Source organism: Candidatus Limnocylindria bacterium, assembly GCA_036523395.1.
Classification (GTDB): Bacteria; Chloroflexota; Limnocylindria; order P2-11E; family P2-11E; genus CF-39.
Genome location: DATDEH010000087.1, coordinates 1 through 15,826 on the forward strand (window position 1 = coordinate 1; position 15,826 = coordinate 15,826).

19 protein-coding genes, 2 tRNA genes and 1 pseudogene are annotated in these 15,826 nt (G+C 66.1%); 11 read left to right on the forward strand and 11 right to left on the reverse strand.

Annotation, left to right across the window (positions count from 1 at the left end):
- The coding region (locus VI056_11530) for a DUF1015 family protein (protein HEY6203659.1) at window positions 1-673 on the forward strand (673 nt) is incomplete at its 5' end.
- Window positions 674-677: 4 nt separating this feature from the next.
- Here the strand turns inward: VI056_11530 and VI056_11535 are convergent.
- Together VI056_11535 and VI056_11540 are read right to left on the reverse strand one after the other, a co-directional pair.
- Complete coding sequence (locus VI056_11535; protein ID HEY6203660.1) at window positions 678-1,544, reverse strand: ABC transporter permease; 867 nt, start codon at window positions 1,542-1,544, stop codon at window positions 678-680.
- A complete protein-coding gene (locus VI056_11540; GenBank protein ID HEY6203661.1) occupies window positions 1,541-3,868 on the reverse strand; it encodes an ABC transporter permease subunit in 2,328 nt (775 codons plus the stop codon). Before VI056_11540 ends, VI056_11535 begins: the two co-directional genes overlap by 4 nt.
- A 41-nt stretch (window positions 3,869-3,909) precedes the next feature.
- Here VI056_11540 and VI056_11545 point away from each other — a divergent pair, with 41 nt between their 5' ends.
- Entirely contained in the window at window positions 3,910-4,218 is a 309-nt protein-coding gene (locus VI056_11545) for a DUF2007 domain-containing protein (protein HEY6203662.1), read from the forward strand.
- Window positions 4,219-4,968: 750 nt separating this feature from the next.
- On the opposite strand, the gene VI056_11550 is transcribed toward VI056_11545, so the two are convergent.
- A tRNA-Ser gene (locus tag VI056_11550) sits at window positions 4,969-5,060 on the reverse strand.
- A 94-nt stretch (window positions 5,061-5,154) separates the two neighbouring features.
- Window positions 5,155-5,307 (reverse strand): hypothetical protein, encoded by a 153-nt coding sequence (locus tag VI056_11555; GenBank protein ID HEY6203663.1) that lies wholly within the window; start codon window positions 5,305-5,307, stop codon window positions 5,155-5,157.
- A gap of 58 nt (window positions 5,308-5,365) precedes the next feature.
- On the opposite strand from VI056_11555, the gene VI056_11560 reads away from it, so the two are divergent.
- The 3 genes from VI056_11560 to VI056_11570 all read left to right on the forward strand — a co-directional run bounded on the left by VI056_11560 (window position 5,366) and on the right by VI056_11570 (window position 7,284).
- Window positions 5,366-6,412 carry a DUF1786 domain-containing protein gene (locus VI056_11560; GenBank protein ID HEY6203664.1) on the forward strand — a complete coding sequence of 349 codons (1,047 nt, stop codon included), beginning with the start codon at window positions 5,366-5,368 and terminating at the stop codon, window positions 6,410-6,412.
- Between the two features lie 88 nt (window positions 6,413-6,500).
- Window positions 6,501-6,842: a metalloregulator ArsR/SmtB family transcription factor gene (locus VI056_11565; GenBank protein ID HEY6203665.1), complete on the forward strand. Its 342-nt coding sequence runs from the start codon at window positions 6,501-6,503 to the stop codon at window positions 6,840-6,842.
- Complete coding sequence (locus tag VI056_11570; protein ID HEY6203666.1) at window positions 6,835-7,284, forward strand: SRPBCC domain-containing protein; 450 nt, start codon at window positions 6,835-6,837, stop codon at window positions 7,282-7,284. Before VI056_11565 ends, VI056_11570 begins: the two co-directional genes overlap by 8 nt.
- A gap of 93 nt (window positions 7,285-7,377) precedes the next feature.
- Here VI056_11570 and VI056_11575 read toward each other — a convergent pair whose 3' ends face one another.
- The 3 genes from VI056_11575 to VI056_11585 all read right to left on the reverse strand — a co-directional run bounded on the left by VI056_11575 (window position 7,378) and on the right by VI056_11585 (window position 10,479).
- Window positions 7,378-8,814 carry an NCS2 family permease gene (locus VI056_11575; GenBank protein HEY6203667.1) on the reverse strand — a complete coding sequence of 479 codons (1,437 nt, stop codon included), beginning with the start codon at window positions 8,812-8,814 and terminating at the stop codon, window positions 7,378-7,380.
- 136 nt (window positions 8,815-8,950) lie between these two features.
- Window positions 8,951-9,961: a nitronate monooxygenase gene (locus VI056_11580; GenBank protein HEY6203668.1), complete on the reverse strand. Its 1,011-nt coding sequence runs from the start codon at window positions 9,959-9,961 to the stop codon at window positions 8,951-8,953.
- Between the two features lie 176 nt (window positions 9,962-10,137).
- Window positions 10,138-10,479, reverse strand: coding sequence for a bacterial transcriptional activator domain-containing protein (locus tag VI056_11585; protein ID HEY6203669.1), 342 nt, complete (start codon window positions 10,477-10,479; stop codon window positions 10,138-10,140).
- A gap of 372 nt (window positions 10,480-10,851) precedes the next feature.
- Here VI056_11585 and VI056_11590 point away from each other — a divergent pair, with 372 nt between their 5' ends.
- Window positions 10,852-11,316: a DinB family protein gene (locus VI056_11590; protein HEY6203670.1), complete on the forward strand. Its 465-nt coding sequence runs from the start codon at window positions 10,852-10,854 to the stop codon at window positions 11,314-11,316.
- Window positions 11,313-11,786 (forward strand): annotated as a pseudogene (locus VI056_11595) (DUF6194 family protein). Before VI056_11590 ends, VI056_11595 begins: the two are co-directional and overlap by 4 nt.
- Window positions 11,787-11,800: 14 nt before the next feature.
- Here the strand turns inward: VI056_11595 and VI056_11600 are convergent.
- From VI056_11600 to VI056_11615, 4 genes are all read right to left on the reverse strand, one after another.
- Window positions 11,801-11,887, reverse strand: a tRNA-Ser gene (locus VI056_11600).
- Window positions 11,888-12,015: 128 nt separating this feature from the next.
- Window positions 12,016-12,570, reverse strand: a complete 555-nt coding sequence (locus VI056_11605; GenBank protein ID HEY6203671.1) for a YdeI/OmpD-associated family protein — start codon at window positions 12,568-12,570, stop codon at window positions 12,016-12,018.
- Between the two features lie 22 nt (window positions 12,571-12,592).
- Complete coding sequence (locus VI056_11610) at window positions 12,593-13,102, reverse strand: DinB family protein (GenBank protein HEY6203672.1); 510 nt, start codon at window positions 13,100-13,102, stop codon at window positions 12,593-12,595.
- 136 nt (window positions 13,103-13,238) lie between these two features.
- Complete coding sequence (locus VI056_11615) at window positions 13,239-13,640, reverse strand: VOC family protein (GenBank protein HEY6203673.1); 402 nt, start codon at window positions 13,638-13,640, stop codon at window positions 13,239-13,241.
- Window positions 13,641-13,832: 192 nt separating this feature from the next.
- Here VI056_11615 and VI056_11620 point away from each other — a divergent pair, with 192 nt between their 5' ends.
- The 4 genes from VI056_11620 to VI056_11635 form a co-directional block, all read left to right on the forward strand.
- Entirely contained in the window at window positions 13,833-14,201 is a 369-nt protein-coding gene (locus VI056_11620; protein ID HEY6203674.1) for an RNA-binding S4 domain-containing protein, read from the forward strand.
- Window positions 14,202-14,209: 8 nt separating this feature from the next.
- On the forward strand, window positions 14,210-15,190 hold the full coding sequence (locus VI056_11625) for a hypothetical protein (GenBank protein HEY6203675.1): 981 nt from the start codon (window positions 14,210-14,212) through the stop codon (window positions 15,188-15,190).
- Window positions 15,191-15,211: 21 nt separating this feature from the next.
- Entirely contained in the window at window positions 15,212-15,607 is a 396-nt protein-coding gene (locus VI056_11630) for a hypothetical protein (GenBank protein HEY6203676.1), read from the forward strand.
- A partial coding sequence (locus VI056_11635; GenBank protein ID HEY6203677.1) for a hypothetical protein occupies window positions 15,597-15,826 on the forward strand: 230 nt, incomplete at its 3' end. The genes VI056_11630 and VI056_11635, both read left to right, overlap by 11 nt.

The following is a 15,826-nucleotide window of genomic DNA, read 5'->3' on the forward strand; positions in this document are numbered from 1 at the left end:
CGAGGCGACCGTCGGCCCTGAACATCACCGGCTCGAGCGCATCGAAGATGATGCGACCGTCGAGCGCATCTCGGCGACGCTGCGAGACAAGCGCGTGTACATCGCGGACGGGCATCACCGGTACGAGACCGCGCTCAACTATCTCGCCGAGTACCGGGGCGTCGGTCCGAACGCTCCCGAGCGCTACACGCTCGCCTTTCTCTGCGCGCTCGACGATCCGGGCCTGAGCATCTTCGCGACGCATCGCATCGTGCGCGGAGCGGAGGTAGCTCTCGAGTCGGCGATCGCGCGGTCGTTCGACGTCAGCGAGATCGACCGCGGCGCCCTCGGCGACATACAGCCCGGCATCGTTGTCGCGCACGGCGGCAGGTTCCGCGCTCTAGAGCTGCGCGCGGGCACGGACGTGTCAGGGCTTCCCGGCGCGTGGCGGACGCTGCCCGTCGCGCTCGCGGAGGAATTCCTCGTGAAGCCCGCGCGCGAGGCCAGCGCGGAGATCACGTACGAGCACGACACCGAGCGGGCGATCGCCGCCGGCACCGCGATCCTGCTGCGCGCGGTCGACCCCCTGATCCTGCAGCGCGTGGCGGACGCTGGCGAGAAGATGCCGCAGAAGACGACCTACTTCTATCCGAAGGTCCCGGCCGGCCTGGTGGTGAGGACGCTGGACCTGTAGCGCGTCAGCGGTACGCGAAACGCGGACGGCCGATGTCCGCGATGAAGCTCAGCAGCGCGAAGAATGTGACCAGTACGAGCGCACTCGCAGTGAGCGCCGCCGCGTCGCGATTCGCGATGGATTGGAGCGCGACATAGCCGATGCCGTTCCAGTTGAAGATGTACTCGACGATCGGCAAGCTGGCGATCGAGACGCGGAGGCCCGAACCCAGACCCTCAAAGACCACGGGCAGCGCATGTGGCAGAACGTGAACGCGCACGATCCAGCTCTGGAACAGACCCTTCGCGTTAGCCGTGGTGACGAACTCAGCCTCCATCACGTCACTTACGCGTGTCGCGGTGAGCTGGGCCGTGATCGCGACCGCCGGGACCGCGACCGCCAGGAGCGGAAGGACGATGTGCTCGTCGTAGCCGAATCCATACACCGGTAGAAAGCGAGTGCCGGTGGTCGGGTTCGCGCCGAACACGATCACCGCGATCTGCAGGAAGTACGCGACGAAGAACGAGGGGACCGCGGCGGTGAGCCCCGTCGCGGCCAGCAACGCGCCGCTGGCGAGAGCGCGGCGCCGCACGATCGCCGCGAGAACACCAAGAAACACTCCCAGCGTGAGGGCGATCATCGCGGCGCCGACGAGGAGCACGAGGCTGCGCAGCGCCGCCTCCGCGATGAGGGCCGGCAGCGACTGCTCGTAAAGGACCGTGAGCGACTCGCCGCAGCTCCGCGTGAAACCGGGTCGACAGCCCGACCCTGGCCCCAAGCGCATGTCATACGCGGCGTATTGCGTCATGGCGCGCGGCACGATCACGGCGAAGATCGCCCACAGCACTAGCGCCACTGCCGGGATGCGCGCGGCGCGGGCAGCGATGGTCATCGGCGCAGCTCCGGCGCACCCTGCGCGTCACGGCCGGCGACGTATCCGAGCAGCGCGGCGGCATCGGCGCGGAGGTCACCCGAGGCGCCGCTTCCGAGAACGACGACCGAGCGCGACCTCGGGAACGCTTGGATCCCGGGCCAGATGAAGTCGTCGCCCGCGGGGCCGCGCGTGACCTGAGCGCGCGCACCGGAGCGCTCCGCGTACTCGTCGAACGCTGGGATCAGATCCGACGAGTTCGTATCGAACCGGAGAGCTTCGCCTTCGAGATCATCGAGTACCACGATGAGATCCCAACTCGTGCGGCCGAGACGCTCGGCCACCTGCCGAGCATTGCCGGGCGCGTCGGCTGTGCGATCGAACACGACGAACGCGACTTCCTCGCCCGTCCGGTACGCAAGTGCCCGGATGGTGCTCGCCAGCGCGTCCAAGGCAGGACGCGAGCTGCGACGCGTCCCCGGAGTGACGGCCCACACCAGGATGCGCGGCGCGTCGCCGGTCGTGCCGACGAGGCTCCGCGGCGTCGCGGCCACACGCTCCACGGGCAGCTCGAGGTGCGCTGTCACACCAAGGTCGCGCGCGAGCGTGTGCTGGAAGATCGCGTCATCGCTCTCCACGATCCCGGTCTGGGTCGACGCCGGCACTCCGACAACTGCGTTGTGCTGCATCCCGTCCCAGATCGCCGTCGGCGACAGGCCGAGAGGGCCCAGAATCCGCTCGGCCGCGCGCAGGCTCAGGACGATCACCGGTGGTCTGTCGGCCCGTTCGATCGGCGCGGACTCGCCGAGACGCTTGTAGGGATTGAGCCTCCCCACGTTGGTCGTCGTCTGCGGCATCGTCGGCAGAAATGGGTCGATGTAAAGCACCGCACGAGCCCCGCGCTTCAGAGCGTTCGTCACCGCAGTCTCGAAGTCCTGCGTCACGGTCGAGAAGCGGGACCCCGTTCTGATGGTCGGAGTCTTGAAGAGGACCGCGATGCTGCCGCGCACGTCGACGGTCTTGTAATCGTCGGGCCACTCCTCGATGACCTTGCCGAAGCTGGGCCCGCTGAAGATCTGGGTCGCGACTGCCGGATGATCAGAGGGTGATATGCCCCAACCGGCGAAGACCAGCGGTGCGTCGAACACGCCGCCGCCCGATGCGAAGTACAGAACGGGAAGGAAGTCGGTCGGGGCGTCGGACTCTTCGCTCAGAACTCCGGCGCGCGGCACGCTGATGCTGGCGGGCCCCGTCTGCGCCAGCATGCTGATCTGCCGCTCAACCAAGTAGCTCGATCCGATCGGGCGCAGCCCGCTATCCGCGAACACGCGCTCTATCGGCGCTCCGATGGTCACGCGGGCGCGCGCCGCATCGGCCCACTCGCGTGCCTCGGCGTAGCGCTCCGGGACGAGCAGCAAGGCGACGACGCCGGCGGTGCACAGCAGCAGGATGGCCGTGGCACTTCTTGAGCGCAGGTCGTAGAGCGCGTTCCGGCGCTGGTATTGCCGAGCGATGCCGAGGCCGATCGCGGAGATACCCATCGCCGCCAAGGCGAACGCCACGCCCGGAACGAGGATGACCCACCGCGTCGTCCACAGGTTCTCAAGACTGCGGCTATTCGCGAGGATGCCGCCCCACTCTGGGATCCTCGAGGTGAACTGACCCGACAGGAGCCGGGTCGCGCCGACCGTGTAGCCGAGGACGCCGAGCTCCGCCACGGCGACGAGTGATGCGACCGACTGCTGCGCGGTGGAAACTGCGAGCATCGGGACCAGATGCGGCAGATGGTGCCGAGCGAAGAGCGGCGCACGACGCACGCCGAGCGCGAGCGCGCTCTCGCTGAACTGCGAACGCGCGAGGCGGTCGAGCTCGGCGCGTGCGATCCGGTACGGACCCGCCCAACCGGTGATCAGCAACGCACCGATGAAGGTGTAGAGCTGTGGATCGCTGCGTACGACGACGAGGACGACGAGAAGAGCAACGAGCGTGGCGGGAACAGCTGACGCGATCTCGGCGAGCGAATCCGCCACGGTGCGCATCGGGCGCCACCAGCTCGCGACCATCGCGATGGCGAGTCCGAACGCGACACGCGCGACGCCCGCCGCCGTGGCGATGACGAGGGTCGCTCGCGCGCCGGCGAGCACGACGCTGAAGAGGTCGCGGCCCAGGCCATCGGAACCGAGGGGATAGACCTCGCCGGGCGCGTACGGCGGCCGCAGCGGAGGTCGACTCAGGACCATGTAGATCGTCTCGTAAGGCGCGATGCGTTCGCCGAAGAGCGCGACGAAGAGCAGCACGAAGAACGCGAACAGACCGATGGCGAACCATGGATCGATACGGCGCATTCCATATGACCCTACCGGCTAGCATGGCAGGATGGTCAGAAATGGCCGAAGTTCCGATCGCGTTCCCCAACGACGAGACGACGGCGGAGGTCATTGCGTCCCGGCTGCGTGCTGCTGGTATCACGGCGCGCGTCGATCGCGGGCTTTTCGGATCTGGACAGGTGTCAGCGCGTGGCCAGATGACCGTCTTCGTCGATGAGGGTGATGCGGAACATGCGCGCAAGCTTGTCGGAAAGGCTGTGCGCAAGAGCGCTCACTCTCTGGCGATCCTGCGACTCGGGATCGCTCTCGCGCTCGGTGCGCTCGCCGTGGGGATTGTCGCGATCGCGGCGGCGGTCGCCGCTCGGTAGCGCGTTTCGCTACGCGGCCCGACCCAGCGTCCGATAGCGCAGAAGTGCTTCCCGGGCTTGCGCGCGTTTTACCGGACTAAGCCAACGCCAGAGCATCGCGGTCGCGAACTGCACTTCTTCGAACGCGCTTGTGCGCCACACGTATTGAGGCAGCTTCGACCATGGGCTCTGCAAGACGCGCGGCCCGTACAAGCTGCCAACTCCAAGCGCCAGACGGACTCGGGTCAGCGTCGGCGGCACCGATATCGTCGCTGCCTGAGCAATGGACATTTCGAGAGTCCGCCTACCCACTGATCCGTTTGCACCGACGTAGCCCTCGCCGTCAAAGAAACCTGCGACCCAGGCCAGTTCCGTGTCTGGTTCGGTTGACGATGAACTCGAGCATTCGGGTGGCATCAGCCTGCCACATGCCTCGGTGGATCGCTGAAGCTGAATTCGCTTCGCGTCGCTTAACCACGGCCACAGCAATGTCATGACCTCATCGAAAGCTGAGTGCTTCTTTGTCGACCAATGGAAGAGTCGATCTCGGTAAGGACCGGTTATGTTGCCGCGATCGCCAACCGCTCGTTTGAATCTCACAAGCGCATCAGGAATCTCGTCCCGCCCGGCTTGGTAGACCACCATCTGGCGTTCTCGACTCGGCCGGTCGCGACGTTGAGAGGAGCAGGCCGATCCTTCTCCGTCAAAGAATCCCGCAGCCCAAGCTAACTCGTGAGCGTTTACCACCAGAGAACGTTCGGCACCGTCTTGCGGGGAGGGCGGGATTCGAACCCGCGGAACCGGAAGATACCGGTTCGGAGGTTTAGCAAACCTCTGCACTCGACCAACTATGCGACCTCCCCGGAGGTCAGATCGATGCGGCAAGTCTATCCGCCCACGAGGTGACTACGTTCGCTGGCTAGCCGGCGGTTGCGAAACCGCCTCGCGCGCCCACCGCTACTGGTGCGGCCGCACCTCGGCCCCCGGCGGTGAGCCTTCTGGCGCCAGCCCTGCGGGTGTGCGTGCGCTGTCGAGCACGAGCGCGCCAAAGGCGATACCGAGCACGACGACGGCAACGATCGGCGCGATGGCGCGGGCACGCGTGCTCACAATCGGTAACAACGTGCGGCGCGCCGAGGCGTTCCGGCCTGCTCGCTAGCATCGCCTCATGTCCGACGATCGCATCCTGGCGATCGACATCGGCGCGGGCACGATGGACGTGCTTCTCTACGACCCCGCGCAGCCGATGGAGAACGCCGTCCAGCTCGTGCTCCCCTCCGCGACCGCGATCGCCGGGAGGAAGATCGCCGCCGCGCGCGAGGCCGGGCGCGATGTCTTCCTCCACGGCAACCTTATGGGCGGGTATCACACGACGAACGCCGTGTGGCGCCATCTCGAGGCCGGCCTCCGCGTCTATGCGACCGAGCGCGCCGCTGGAACGGTCCACGACGACCTCGATATCCTGCGCGGCCGCGGCATCGTGATCACAGACAGCGCTCCGCGCGGTGCGGTACCGATCGAGCTGCGCGACCTCGACCTCGGTCGCCTCGCGGGCGCGCTCGCGCCGTACGACGTCACGCTGCCGCCGACCGTCGCGGTCGCGGCACAGGATCACGGCTTTTCGCCGAAGCACTCGAATCGCCTCTTCCGCTTCGAGCACTGGCGTCGTCTGCTGACGCCGGGCAGCACGCTCGCGGATCACTTCTGGCGCGAGCCGCCGGATTACATGACGCGTCTGCGCGCCATACAGGCTGACGCTCCGGGCGCGATCGTCGCCGACACTGGACCCGCGGCCGTGCTCGGCGCGCTCGACGACGAGCTCGTCGGCCAGGCATCGCAGCTCGGCGCGTGCATCGTCAACGTCGGGAACCAGCACACCCTCGGGCTTCTCGTCCGCGGCGAGGAACTGTTCGGCGTGATGGAGCACCACACCGAATCGATGGACACCAAGAAGCTCGACCGCCTCATCGCGCGACTCGTCACCGGCACGATCACGCATGACGAGGTCTTCAATGACGACGGCCATGGCGCGCTCGTGCTGGACGACCGCTACCGCTCGGCCGGACCGTTCTCATTCGTCGCCGTCACCGGGCCGAACCGCGCGATGGCCGCGCCCCTCGGGTGGTACTTCGCCGCGCCGCACGGCGCGATGATGCTGTGCGGGTGTTTCGGCCTTGTCCGCGGCGTGCGCTCCCTCCCCCAGCACCCGGCGTAGCGGCAGGGCGTTTGCCGGTGTGTGACGAAGGTCACGCTTCCACCCGGCTTGACATGTGACCTAATGGTCACATATCGTCTCGCCCAGATTGGATGAGGTGTTCCAGGCGCTCGCAGACCCAACACGGCGGGGGATCCTCGACCGGCTCTTCTCGAACGAGGGGCAGTCGGTGAACGAGCTCGCCGCCGCGTTCGCGGACGACATGACGCGGTTCGGGGTGATGAAGCATCTCGGCGTGCTCGAGAACGCCGGGCTCATCGTCACCCGTCGCGTCGGTCGCGAGAAGCACTGCTACCTCAATCCGGTGCCCATCAAACAGATCCACGATCGGTGGATCGGCAAGTACGCGGAGCGTCGCACCACGGCGCTCATGGCGATCAAACGTCACGCAGAGGAGAAAAGAAGTGTTGGAGCAGGCCGTCGTGACTGAGAAGCCCGTCCATGTCGAACAGATCTTCATCAACGCCACGCCGGAGCAGGTGTGGGACGCGATCACCGACCCGGAGTTCACGTCGCAGTTCTTCTACAACGGTCGCGTGAAGTCGAACTTCACGAAGGGCGCGAGCCTGACGTACATCGATCAGCGCGACGGCTCGATCCAGATCGAGGGCATCGTCGTTGAAGCCGAGGCGCCGCGCCGGCTCGTTCTCGATGAGAAATACGTCTGGGCGCCGGACGTCGCGGCCGATCCAGTGCACCGCGAGGTCTGGGAGATCGAGCCTGTCGGGAAGGTGTGCAAGCTGACGGTCTCCATCTACGAGGTCGCGCTCGACTGCGCGACGATGCGGAGCATCGTCGGCGGACTGCCCTTCATCGTCTCGGGCCTTAAGACGCTGCTCGAGACCGGGAAGCCGCTGCCCTCTTCGCGCTGATCGCGAGATCCGAACGGACCGGGCCCGACGCGGGCCCGGTCCGTTTCTTGGGCGAGTTCCTGCGTTTGTCCGAAAGGTGCCGGACGGTCTAGATCACTTGGGAAGGAACTGGCGTAGCCACGGGTCCGCGAAGTAGATGGCGAACGCGATCGTCGCGGCCCAGAGCGGCATGCTCACGTCCTTGCTCTTGCCGCTCGCGACCTTAAGGAGCGAGTAGGCGATGAAGCCGGCGCCGACGCCGTTCGTGATCGAGTACGTGAGAGGCATCACGAAGATCGTCAACAGCGCGGCGAATCCGGTCGCGAAGTCGATGTTCCCGACCTTGTTGAGGTCAAGGATCGGCCTGAACATGAACCAACCCACGAGCATCAGGACGCCCGCGGTCGCCTGCGGCGGCACGATGCCGGCGATCGGCGCGAGGAAGACGGACACGAGGAAGAGCGCGGCGGTCACGAGGCTCGCGAGCCCGGTCTTGGCGCCTTCGGCGACGCCCGCGCCCGACTCGATGTACGTCGTGTTGCTCGAGGTGCCGAAGATGCCGCCGAACAGCGCGCCCAGGGAGTCGACCCAGAAGACGCGGTCGGCGCGCTCGATCGTGCCATCCTTCTTGAGCCAGCCACCCTGCGAAGCGACGGAAACGACTGTGCCGGCGGTGTCGAAGAAGTCGGACAGCATCAGCGCGAAGATGGTGAGGACTGCCACGAAGAAGCCCAACCTGAACACCTCGAGGAGTGCGAAGCCGTTCGCCCCGCTCGTGAAGACCGCGCCGATCGTGGAGAAGTCCGGCGTGGCGAGCAGCGTCTGAGGCATGACAGCGACACCTGGGAGGCCACCGTATGTGGTTCCCGCGGTGGCAGCGTTGACGACGATGCCGATCACAGTGGCGCCGATGATCCCGAGGATCAGCGCGCCCTTGACATTGCGTGAGTACAAGAACGCCGTCAGCAGCAGGCCACCGATGGTGACGATCGCGGTGCCGCTGTTCAGGTTGCCGAGTGCGACCGGGTCCGACGGATTGCCCGTCCCGATCGCGAGTCCACCGTTGAAGAATCCGATCGCGAAGATGAAGGCGCCGATACCGGCGCCGATGCTGAGCTTGATCGGGACCGGCACGGCATCGAGCAACGTGCGCCGGACGCCGAGCGCCATCGCGATGCAGATCGCGAGACCTTCGAGCGCGACGACGCCCATCGCGCCTTGCCACGAGAGGCCGGCGCCCTTGACCAGACCGAATGCCACGACCGCGTTGATCCCAAGACCCGCTGCGCCGGCGTATGGATAGTTCGCGTAAAGCGCCATACCGGCTGTGAAGAGTGCGGCCATGAGCGCTGTCGCCGCGACGATTGCCGGAAAAGGAATGCCCGCGCTCGAAAGGATCACGGCGTTCACGACGAGGATGTAGGACATGACGAGGTAGTTCGTGACGCCACCTCGGATCTCCGTGGCGATCGTGGACCCGGACGCGCGGACTTTGAATTGCCGCTCGATCCAGTCCTGGCCGCCTGACGCGGCGGCCGCACGTGCTGTCATGTAATTCCCTCCCTTGATCCGCTGATGCTGCGCGTGTGCTGGCGGACGCACCTCCTCAGTGCATTCGCTCACATCGGCGTGTGTGTTGTGCCGTCAAATCGGGAGGAAGCGGACGGCTTGGGTACCGCGGCGGATTCTACGGAGCCGCCGTGCGCCCGTCCATGCTGTAACGGGACGCGCCCGCGAGGGCGCCCTCTGCTTCCTTGGCGAGACGCGCGACCAGCGCGCCGGCAGGTTCGATCGAGTCGACCAGCCCCGCATCCTGCCCGATCAACAGGCTGCCGTGTTCGGCGTCGCCAGCTGCACGCGCGGTGGCCAGCCCCTTTCGCACTTCGTCACGTCGGCGCCGGAGCTCGCCCTCCCGACCGGACCACTCCTTGATGAACGCGTTCGAGCGGACTCGCGCGTACGCGCCCGGCCAGATCCGGCCCGACGCGATGTCGGGGATCTCGCTGAGCACGGTGTCATGTCCGTCGCTCGCGACGATGGCCTGTTTGTATCCGGTGGGGAGTGGCGACTCGTTCGTCGCGAGGAAGCGTGTGCCGAGGAGCACGCCTTCCGCGCCGAGCATGAGCGCCGCGGCGATACCCTCGCCGTCAGCGATCCCGCCGGCGGCGAGCACGGGGATGGGCGCGACCGCGCGCACAACGATCCGTGTCAGGGGAAAGGTGGCCATCAGTCCGACGTGGCCGCCGCCCTCGGTCCCCTGAGCGACGATGATGTCCGCTCCGGCCTCCGCGCCGCGCCTCGCCTCATCAGCTCGGTCGACCTGATGCATCCAAAGCGCACCAGCTGCGTGCGCCCGCCGGGCGACCGAGCGAAGATCCGTTTCCGCCTTCGGCCAGGCCGTCGCGAGGACCCGTGGTCGCAGCGCAAGGATCGTGTCGATGTCAGCGTCGGAGCACACGAACAGGAGGAGATTCAATCCGAATGGCGCGTCGGTGAGCGAACGGATCCGTTCTACAGCGGTCCGGATCTCATCCTTCTCGACGGCGACGCCACCCACGTTCGGCGAAGCGCCATGAATACCGAGCGCGCCAGCGTTGCTGACCGCTGCGACGAGCTCGGCCGACGTCGCTCCGGACATGCCGCCGAGCACGATGGGATGCGCGATCCCCAGCAACCCGGTGAGACGCGTCTTTATCACCGCGCGAGGAAACTACATCAGTTGCAGATGTCGCTGTTCGGCTGCTCCGGATACTTCAGCTTCCACTTGCCCATCGGCGTTGACGCACACGCCCATCCCCTTCGTGGTCTGGCTCTCAACCGGCCCTTACCGGCACATCAAGAGCGTTGACGAGCCCCTTCATGAGCGCGGACGGCTCAAGGCCGAGTTGGGCCCGAAGGAGCTCGCGGTAGTGGCGGTACCTGGCGGAGCGCCTCTGAGCGATTTCCCTCGGCAAGATGCACCGAGATAACAGCGCGGTGGGCGCTTTCACGGAGCGGCTCGCTCCGGAGGGCGGCCAGCGCGACCTCCATTGCATCCGCGTACCGACCGACCGTGACAAGCCGCTGGGTGAGTACCTCCAAGGCGTGAAGGCGCAGCTGGCGCAGCCGCTCCCGCTCGAGAAGGACCCACTCGTCACACCAGTCGGCCAGAAGCTCACCTCCGGTCAACGCATGCCGCACGTCGTCGTCGTCGATCTCGTGCGTCGCATCGCCCACCCAGCGCGCCCACAGGATCGCCTCTCGTTCGAGTCGAGCCAGAGCGCACCGGCGACATGGTTGCGGCGGACCGGTTGTTCGTGAAGCGCGAGGAACGCTAGAACGCGTTGAGCCGGCGTCGCGAGATCGATGTTTTCCCCATTGCGGCTGAGCTCGAACGCGCCGGACAGGGAGACGCGGATCTCTGCTCGCTGCGGAACCAGCATGACCACACGAACCCCTTCCCCACTCGTCGGTCCGCTCCGAGCGCGGCAGAGTATCTGCTCAGACGGCACGGCACCTTCTGCCACGCGCTGTGCGCACGTTTGGTAAAGAGGACAACCATCGTTCCTCTTGGATACCCTTGGCCGCCGAAAGAGAGGCAGCAGGACGATGGCTGACGACCGCTCCTACATAGCCGCGAACACCCGCGAGCGCGAGCGTCTGCGCGCGCTCATCGAGCGACTCGACGACGACGCGCTCACCGCTCCGGTGAACGAGTACTGGACCGTCGCCGGCGTGCTCGGTCATATCGCGTACTGGGACATCCGCGTCCTGGTCCTCGCCGAGAAGATCGATCGCGGCCAGCCGTGGGCGCCGGGCGATGCCGAACCCGACGGCGACTGGCTCAACGACTCGACCCGTCCGCTGATCCACGCGATCGCGCCGCGGGAGGCCGCGCGGCTGGCCCTGCGGATCGCCGAGCAGACGGACGCGCTCGTGGCGAAGCTGCCCCTGGACCGGCTCTGGCCGCGCGATCCCACCAGCCCGATCTTCGCGGGTCGCGGCGAACATCGCGGCGAGCACCTCGACGAGATCGAGGCAGCACTTACGCGGCGCACTCAGGCGCGCTCATGAACGAGGAATCGATCGCCGCCTGGATCATCGGTGCCTTCGATCGCGTCCAGCACCTCGTGAATGACGGCACGACGTTCTTCTCTTTCGACCCCGAGCACATGCACCCGTTCGCGACGCTCGTCACGAACGACCTCAACGACAGCGCGTCTGACCTGGACCGACCCGGCGTATATCGCCTCAACATCGGCGTCCGGAAGGAGGCATGGGTGGGAATGTTCGGGCAGCCCACCAAAGGGCACGCCGGGGACCATGGGCTCGGCTAGGGGAGCCCGGCGGATTGGGACTTCACGGCGCTCGACACCCTGATGCCGCATCCGGTGTACGGGCGGATGCACTGGATCTGCGTATTGAATCCGAGCGAGGCGACCTTCGAGAAGATCAAGCCGCTTCTCGCGCAGGCCTACGAGATCGACGTGGTCCGTCCGCAGAAGAAGCAGTCGCGCACCGCGAGCGTATCGACGGAGGCGTGACGCGCGGCCACCTGCGGAGGGGGTGGGATTCGAACCCACGGAAGCCTTGCGACTTCAGCGGTTTTCAAGACCGCCGCATTCGACCGCTCTGCCACCCCTCCGAGGCAATAAACACGCCGGTTTGCGCGTGATGCGGGATGCACGCGGTGCGGAGTGACAGCAATTGTGACAGCAGTTGGGGCGTCGATACGACGAAATGCTGTGCCGGCAACGAACACGTGAGCGCGCTCTAGAGATCTGGGTCGGTAAGCCTGCCGTTCTTTGATAGGTTCGGGTCGGTGCATGCGGCAAGGTTGAAACAGCAGGGCCGTCGCTTCCCGCTTTGCATTTTCGAGATACTCACTTCGACCCGTCGCTTGCGCGTATCAGGATTTGGGGTCGCATTGACCCAGCGAACCCATTCCCAGCGCGCCATTGGCGTGATCTCTCTCCATATGTCTTGGATCTTCTGGGGGGCACCAGCCAGAGCTGCCTTGAGATCCTGCGGCACGCTCGGCTCCGGCCAGTCTTTGACCGACTCGATTTCGAGCGTCGCGCTGTCACCCGCGCTTAAGGCAGCGCTCTTTTGTAGTTTTCGATCGATCCTCATCCAGTGGCCGAAATTGCCGTCTGGTTCCAGCACCGTCTGGAACTCATGGCCATTGATCGTTCCTTGCACCGCCACCTGCCCACGCGACGGCAGTCTCACGCTCGCTTTCTCAGGCAAGCGCAAGATCGTCGATTTGTCGATCGTGTACAGCGTGGCGTCAAAACGAATCGTTGGCGTCCCGGTGCGCTGACTCATGATGGTCATCTATTTTGCAGTCCTAGGACCGCTTCGGAAGAGCGGCACGAACGAGGTCACGCGTGAGCTCCGCGTGTCCGGCGTGTTCGGCGGCATGCGCGATCGTCTGCAGCAGGAAATCGCGAGAGGTATTCGCTCCGGCCGACTGCGTCGACACCGCCGGCACCGTTAGCGGCCTGCTACTCACGCGCGGCGGGGCATGTTCGGCGTCGAGAGTTCGGGCATCGAGGCGCTCGAGCGCCGCTGTGATGCGAGCCTTCGCGGCTTCCACCTCGCCGCGCGCCGACTGCGCGGTCCACGGCGCGAGGAACTCGCTATCGCGGTCGCGGAGCGACTCTTCTCCCACGAGCTGCACGACGGTGTTCTGCGCCGAGCCGACCACGTGCGTGATCAGGACGATGAGGCTGCTGCCCGTCGGGAGTGGTCTCCAGGCGATCTGCTCGTCGTCGAGCCCGTCGAGTGATTCGGCGACCCGGTCGATGTCGCGGAACAGCCGACGCCGGATCGATTCGAGTTCAGGGTCCAGACCCATACGGGCTCCTTCCTTCCGAAGTGGGAAACGACAACACACATAGGTGATGTTCACGCGCGAGCACATGAGTGAACGCGAAGAAGTAGAGATGCAGTGAAACGGAAGGGGGCCGCCTTTGTCGGGCGGCCCCTCCGATCTATTTCTTCGCGGCGGCGGCTTCCTGCATAGCCTCGACTGCCGCAGCGTCCATGGGGCTCATCAGCTGGAAGTAGTTATTGTCCGGATCGGCGAACGTTCCGATGAGCATCCCGCTGCTCTCGGCCGGGTCGTATGGCTCTTTCACCACCGTCGCACCCGCCGCCTTGAGCTTGGCAAACTCCGCCTCGACGTCGGGCGTCTCGATGTTCCAGATGATCCTGCCCGGCTCCCGGTTCTTCCCGTGGACCTGGTCGTGTGGACCGATCGTCAGGAAGCCGCCGCCGAGCTGCCATCCGAAATAGGCGCCGTCGTCCATGGTCGGCTTGCCGAAGAGCTTGGTGTAGTAGTCAGCGAGCCGCTTGGGATCGTCTGAGCCGATCAGAATGCTGTTGAAGTTCATACCGTCCCCCTTTTGGTCGAACCAGATGTCGTGTCGAGCCTAAGCCTTCGGGCGGCTATCGCACTCAGCGCATCGGCACAACTGACGTGCCTTCTAGCAGAGCCTTCATGACACCTTCGCTCTGGGTGCGTTGATCGCCAGCGCCACGCGGCCAACGAACCTCTCTGCCATCTCTCACCTCATGCTGGCACGATGGTCCCTATCGATACGACTCGGGTCGACGTCTGGCTGTGGGCCGTCCGGCTGTACAAGTCGCGTTCGGCCGCGACGACCGCGTGCCGCGGCGGCCACGTCCGCGTGAATCGCGCGCCGGCGAAGGCGTCGACGCAGGTGAAGGTCGGCGACCGCGTCGAGGCATTCATCGAACGCCCGCGGGTCCTCGAGGTCGCGGGCGTCATCGACAAGCGCGTCGGTGCGGCAGTTGCGGCGAAGAACTTGATCGACCACAGCCCGCCTGCGCCGGTCGTGAAGCGGCAGCCGCGGATGCCCAGGCGTGAGCCCGGCGCCGGACGCCCGACCAAGCGCGAGCGCCGCCAGCTCGAGCGCTTCAGGGGACCCTAGGCCGCGCAATGAAGACGCCGTTCCTCTGGCGTTTGCGGGATGCCTGCGACATCGTGGGCGCCAAGCTGGAGGTCATACCGGGCGCGGGCAACTCGGGCCGGATCACTCTCGCGTCAGGTCGCGTGCGCTACTTCCACCGACTGCACTGGGACCTGAACACGCTCGGCGCGGCGGCGGTCGCTCTCGATAAGGACGCGACCGCGCGTGTGCTCAAGCGCCTGGGCTACACGGTCCCGACTGGGCGCGCCTTCTCCGATGAGGGGCGGCGCCTCGCCCGTAGCATCGCGAGCGCTTACGCGTACGCGCAGCGCCTCGGGTTGCCGGTTCTCCTCAAACCGAACGACAGCTCGAGCGACCAGCACGTGAAGGTGGTCTACACGCGGGCGCAGTTCTACGCTGCGGCCCGCGAAGTCTTTGTGGCCTCCCGGAAGCTGCTCGTGCAGCGGATCGCGCGCGGGAGCGACTGCTCGATCGTCGTCCTCGACGACGAGGTCCTGATGGCGAGCGAGAAGACACGGCCGTACGTGCTCGGTGACGGACAGTCCAGCATCCGCACGTTGATCACCGCGAGCCGGCGACGTCAGAGGGAAGCAGGGCACCCGACCGAGCTGCGCGCGGACGATCTCCGCATCAAGAGGCACCTCGCGCACACTGGCAAGACGCTCAAAACAGTGCCCCACGCGGGACAACGCGTCGAGCTCCTGCCATGCGGCAACCTCGGCGTCGGCGGTGACGTTCGGGTCGTGACGGATGTGCTGCACCCGAAGCTCCGAGCGCACGCGGTCCAGGTGGTTCGCGACATGGGCCTCCGTCTGGCGAGCGTCGATCTCGTGCTGAGCCGGCCGTCTGATGCACCGCCGAAGCGATGCACGGTCTTGGAGGTCAACTCCGCACCCGGACTCGACACGCATGAGCGCGAACCCGGCTGGTCGAGCCGCCGCGTCGAACGCGTGCGCAGGATCTTGGTCGCCCTCGATCGCGATCGCTGATGCCATTGCTACAGTGCGGACATGGCGGCAGTTCTCGCGGACAGGCTACTCATCAAGCCCGGCGCACGCGTGCTGCTGCTGAACGCACCGATCGGCTACGCCAAGAAGCTTCAGCCCCTTCCTGAAGGCGTGACCGTCACAGATCGCCGCAGCCACACGACCTCTGAGGTCGCGATCGTGTTCGTGCGTGATAAGGGCGAGCTCAAGCGACTGCAGAGTGGATTCGCGACCCTCGAGGACGATGCGGCCTTATGGGTCTGCTATCCGGCAGGCGGTCGGTCGCGCACAGATCTCGATCGCGACGTGATCCAGGCGTCGCTGGAGAGCGACGAGCTGATGGGAGTGACGAACGTTCCGTTCGACGAGGCGTGGACGTGTACCCAGTTCCGCACGCGCGAGGACGCTGATGCCGACTAGGCCCGCGAAGAAAACGACCGCGAAGACGGCGACGAAGAAGGCCGCGCCAAAGACGGTCGACGGCTACATCGCAGCCGCGCCGAAGGAACAGCGCGCTGCGCTCGAAAGGCTTCGCAAGACGATCAAAGCCGCTGCGCCGAGAGCGACCGAGGGCCTTAGCTACGGGATCGTGCGGTTCACGCAGAACGGAAAGAACGTCGTGTACTTCGGCTCGTGGAA

What these genes read in the sequence shown, in the direction of transcription:
- VI056_11535 (HEY6203660.1), bottom strand. Translation starts at nt 1,544, where the DNA reads ATGACCATCGCTGCCCGCGCCGCGCGCATCCCGGCAGTGGCGCTAGTG.
- VI056_11540 (HEY6203661.1), bottom strand. Translation starts at nt 3,868, where the DNA reads ATGCGCCGTATCGATCCATGGTTCGCCATCGGTCTGTTCGCGTTCTTC.
- VI056_11545 (HEY6203662.1), top strand. Translation starts at nt 3,910, where the DNA reads ATGGCCGAAGTTCCGATCGCGTTCCCCAACGACGAGACGACGGCGGAG.
- VI056_11560 (HEY6203664.1), top strand. Translation starts at nt 5,366, where the DNA reads ATGTCCGACGATCGCATCCTGGCGATCGACATCGGCGCGGGCACGATG.
- VI056_11575 (HEY6203667.1), bottom strand. Translation starts at nt 8,814, where the DNA reads ATGACAGCACGTGCGGCCGCCGCGTCAGGCGGCCAGGACTGGATCGAG.
- VI056_11590 (HEY6203670.1), top strand. Translation starts at nt 10,852, where the DNA reads ATGGCTGACGACCGCTCCTACATAGCCGCGAACACCCGCGAGCGCGAG.
- VI056_11605 (HEY6203671.1), bottom strand. Translation starts at nt 12,570, where the DNA reads ATGAGTCAGCGCACCGGGACGCCAACGATTCGTTTTGACGCCACGCTG.
- VI056_11610 (HEY6203672.1), bottom strand. Translation starts at nt 13,102, where the DNA reads ATGGGTCTGGACCCTGAACTCGAATCGATCCGGCGTCGGCTGTTCCGC.
- VI056_11615 (HEY6203673.1), bottom strand. Translation starts at nt 13,640, where the DNA reads ATGAACTTCAACAGCATTCTGATCGGCTCAGACGATCCCAAGCGGCTC.
- VI056_11620 (HEY6203674.1), top strand. Translation starts at nt 13,833, where the DNA reads ATGGTCCCTATCGATACGACTCGGGTCGACGTCTGGCTGTGGGCCGTC.
- VI056_11625 (HEY6203675.1), top strand. Translation starts at nt 14,210, where the DNA reads ATGAAGACGCCGTTCCTCTGGCGTTTGCGGGATGCCTGCGACATCGTG.
- VI056_11630 (HEY6203676.1), top strand. Translation starts at nt 15,212, where the DNA reads ATGGCGGCAGTTCTCGCGGACAGGCTACTCATCAAGCCCGGCGCACGC.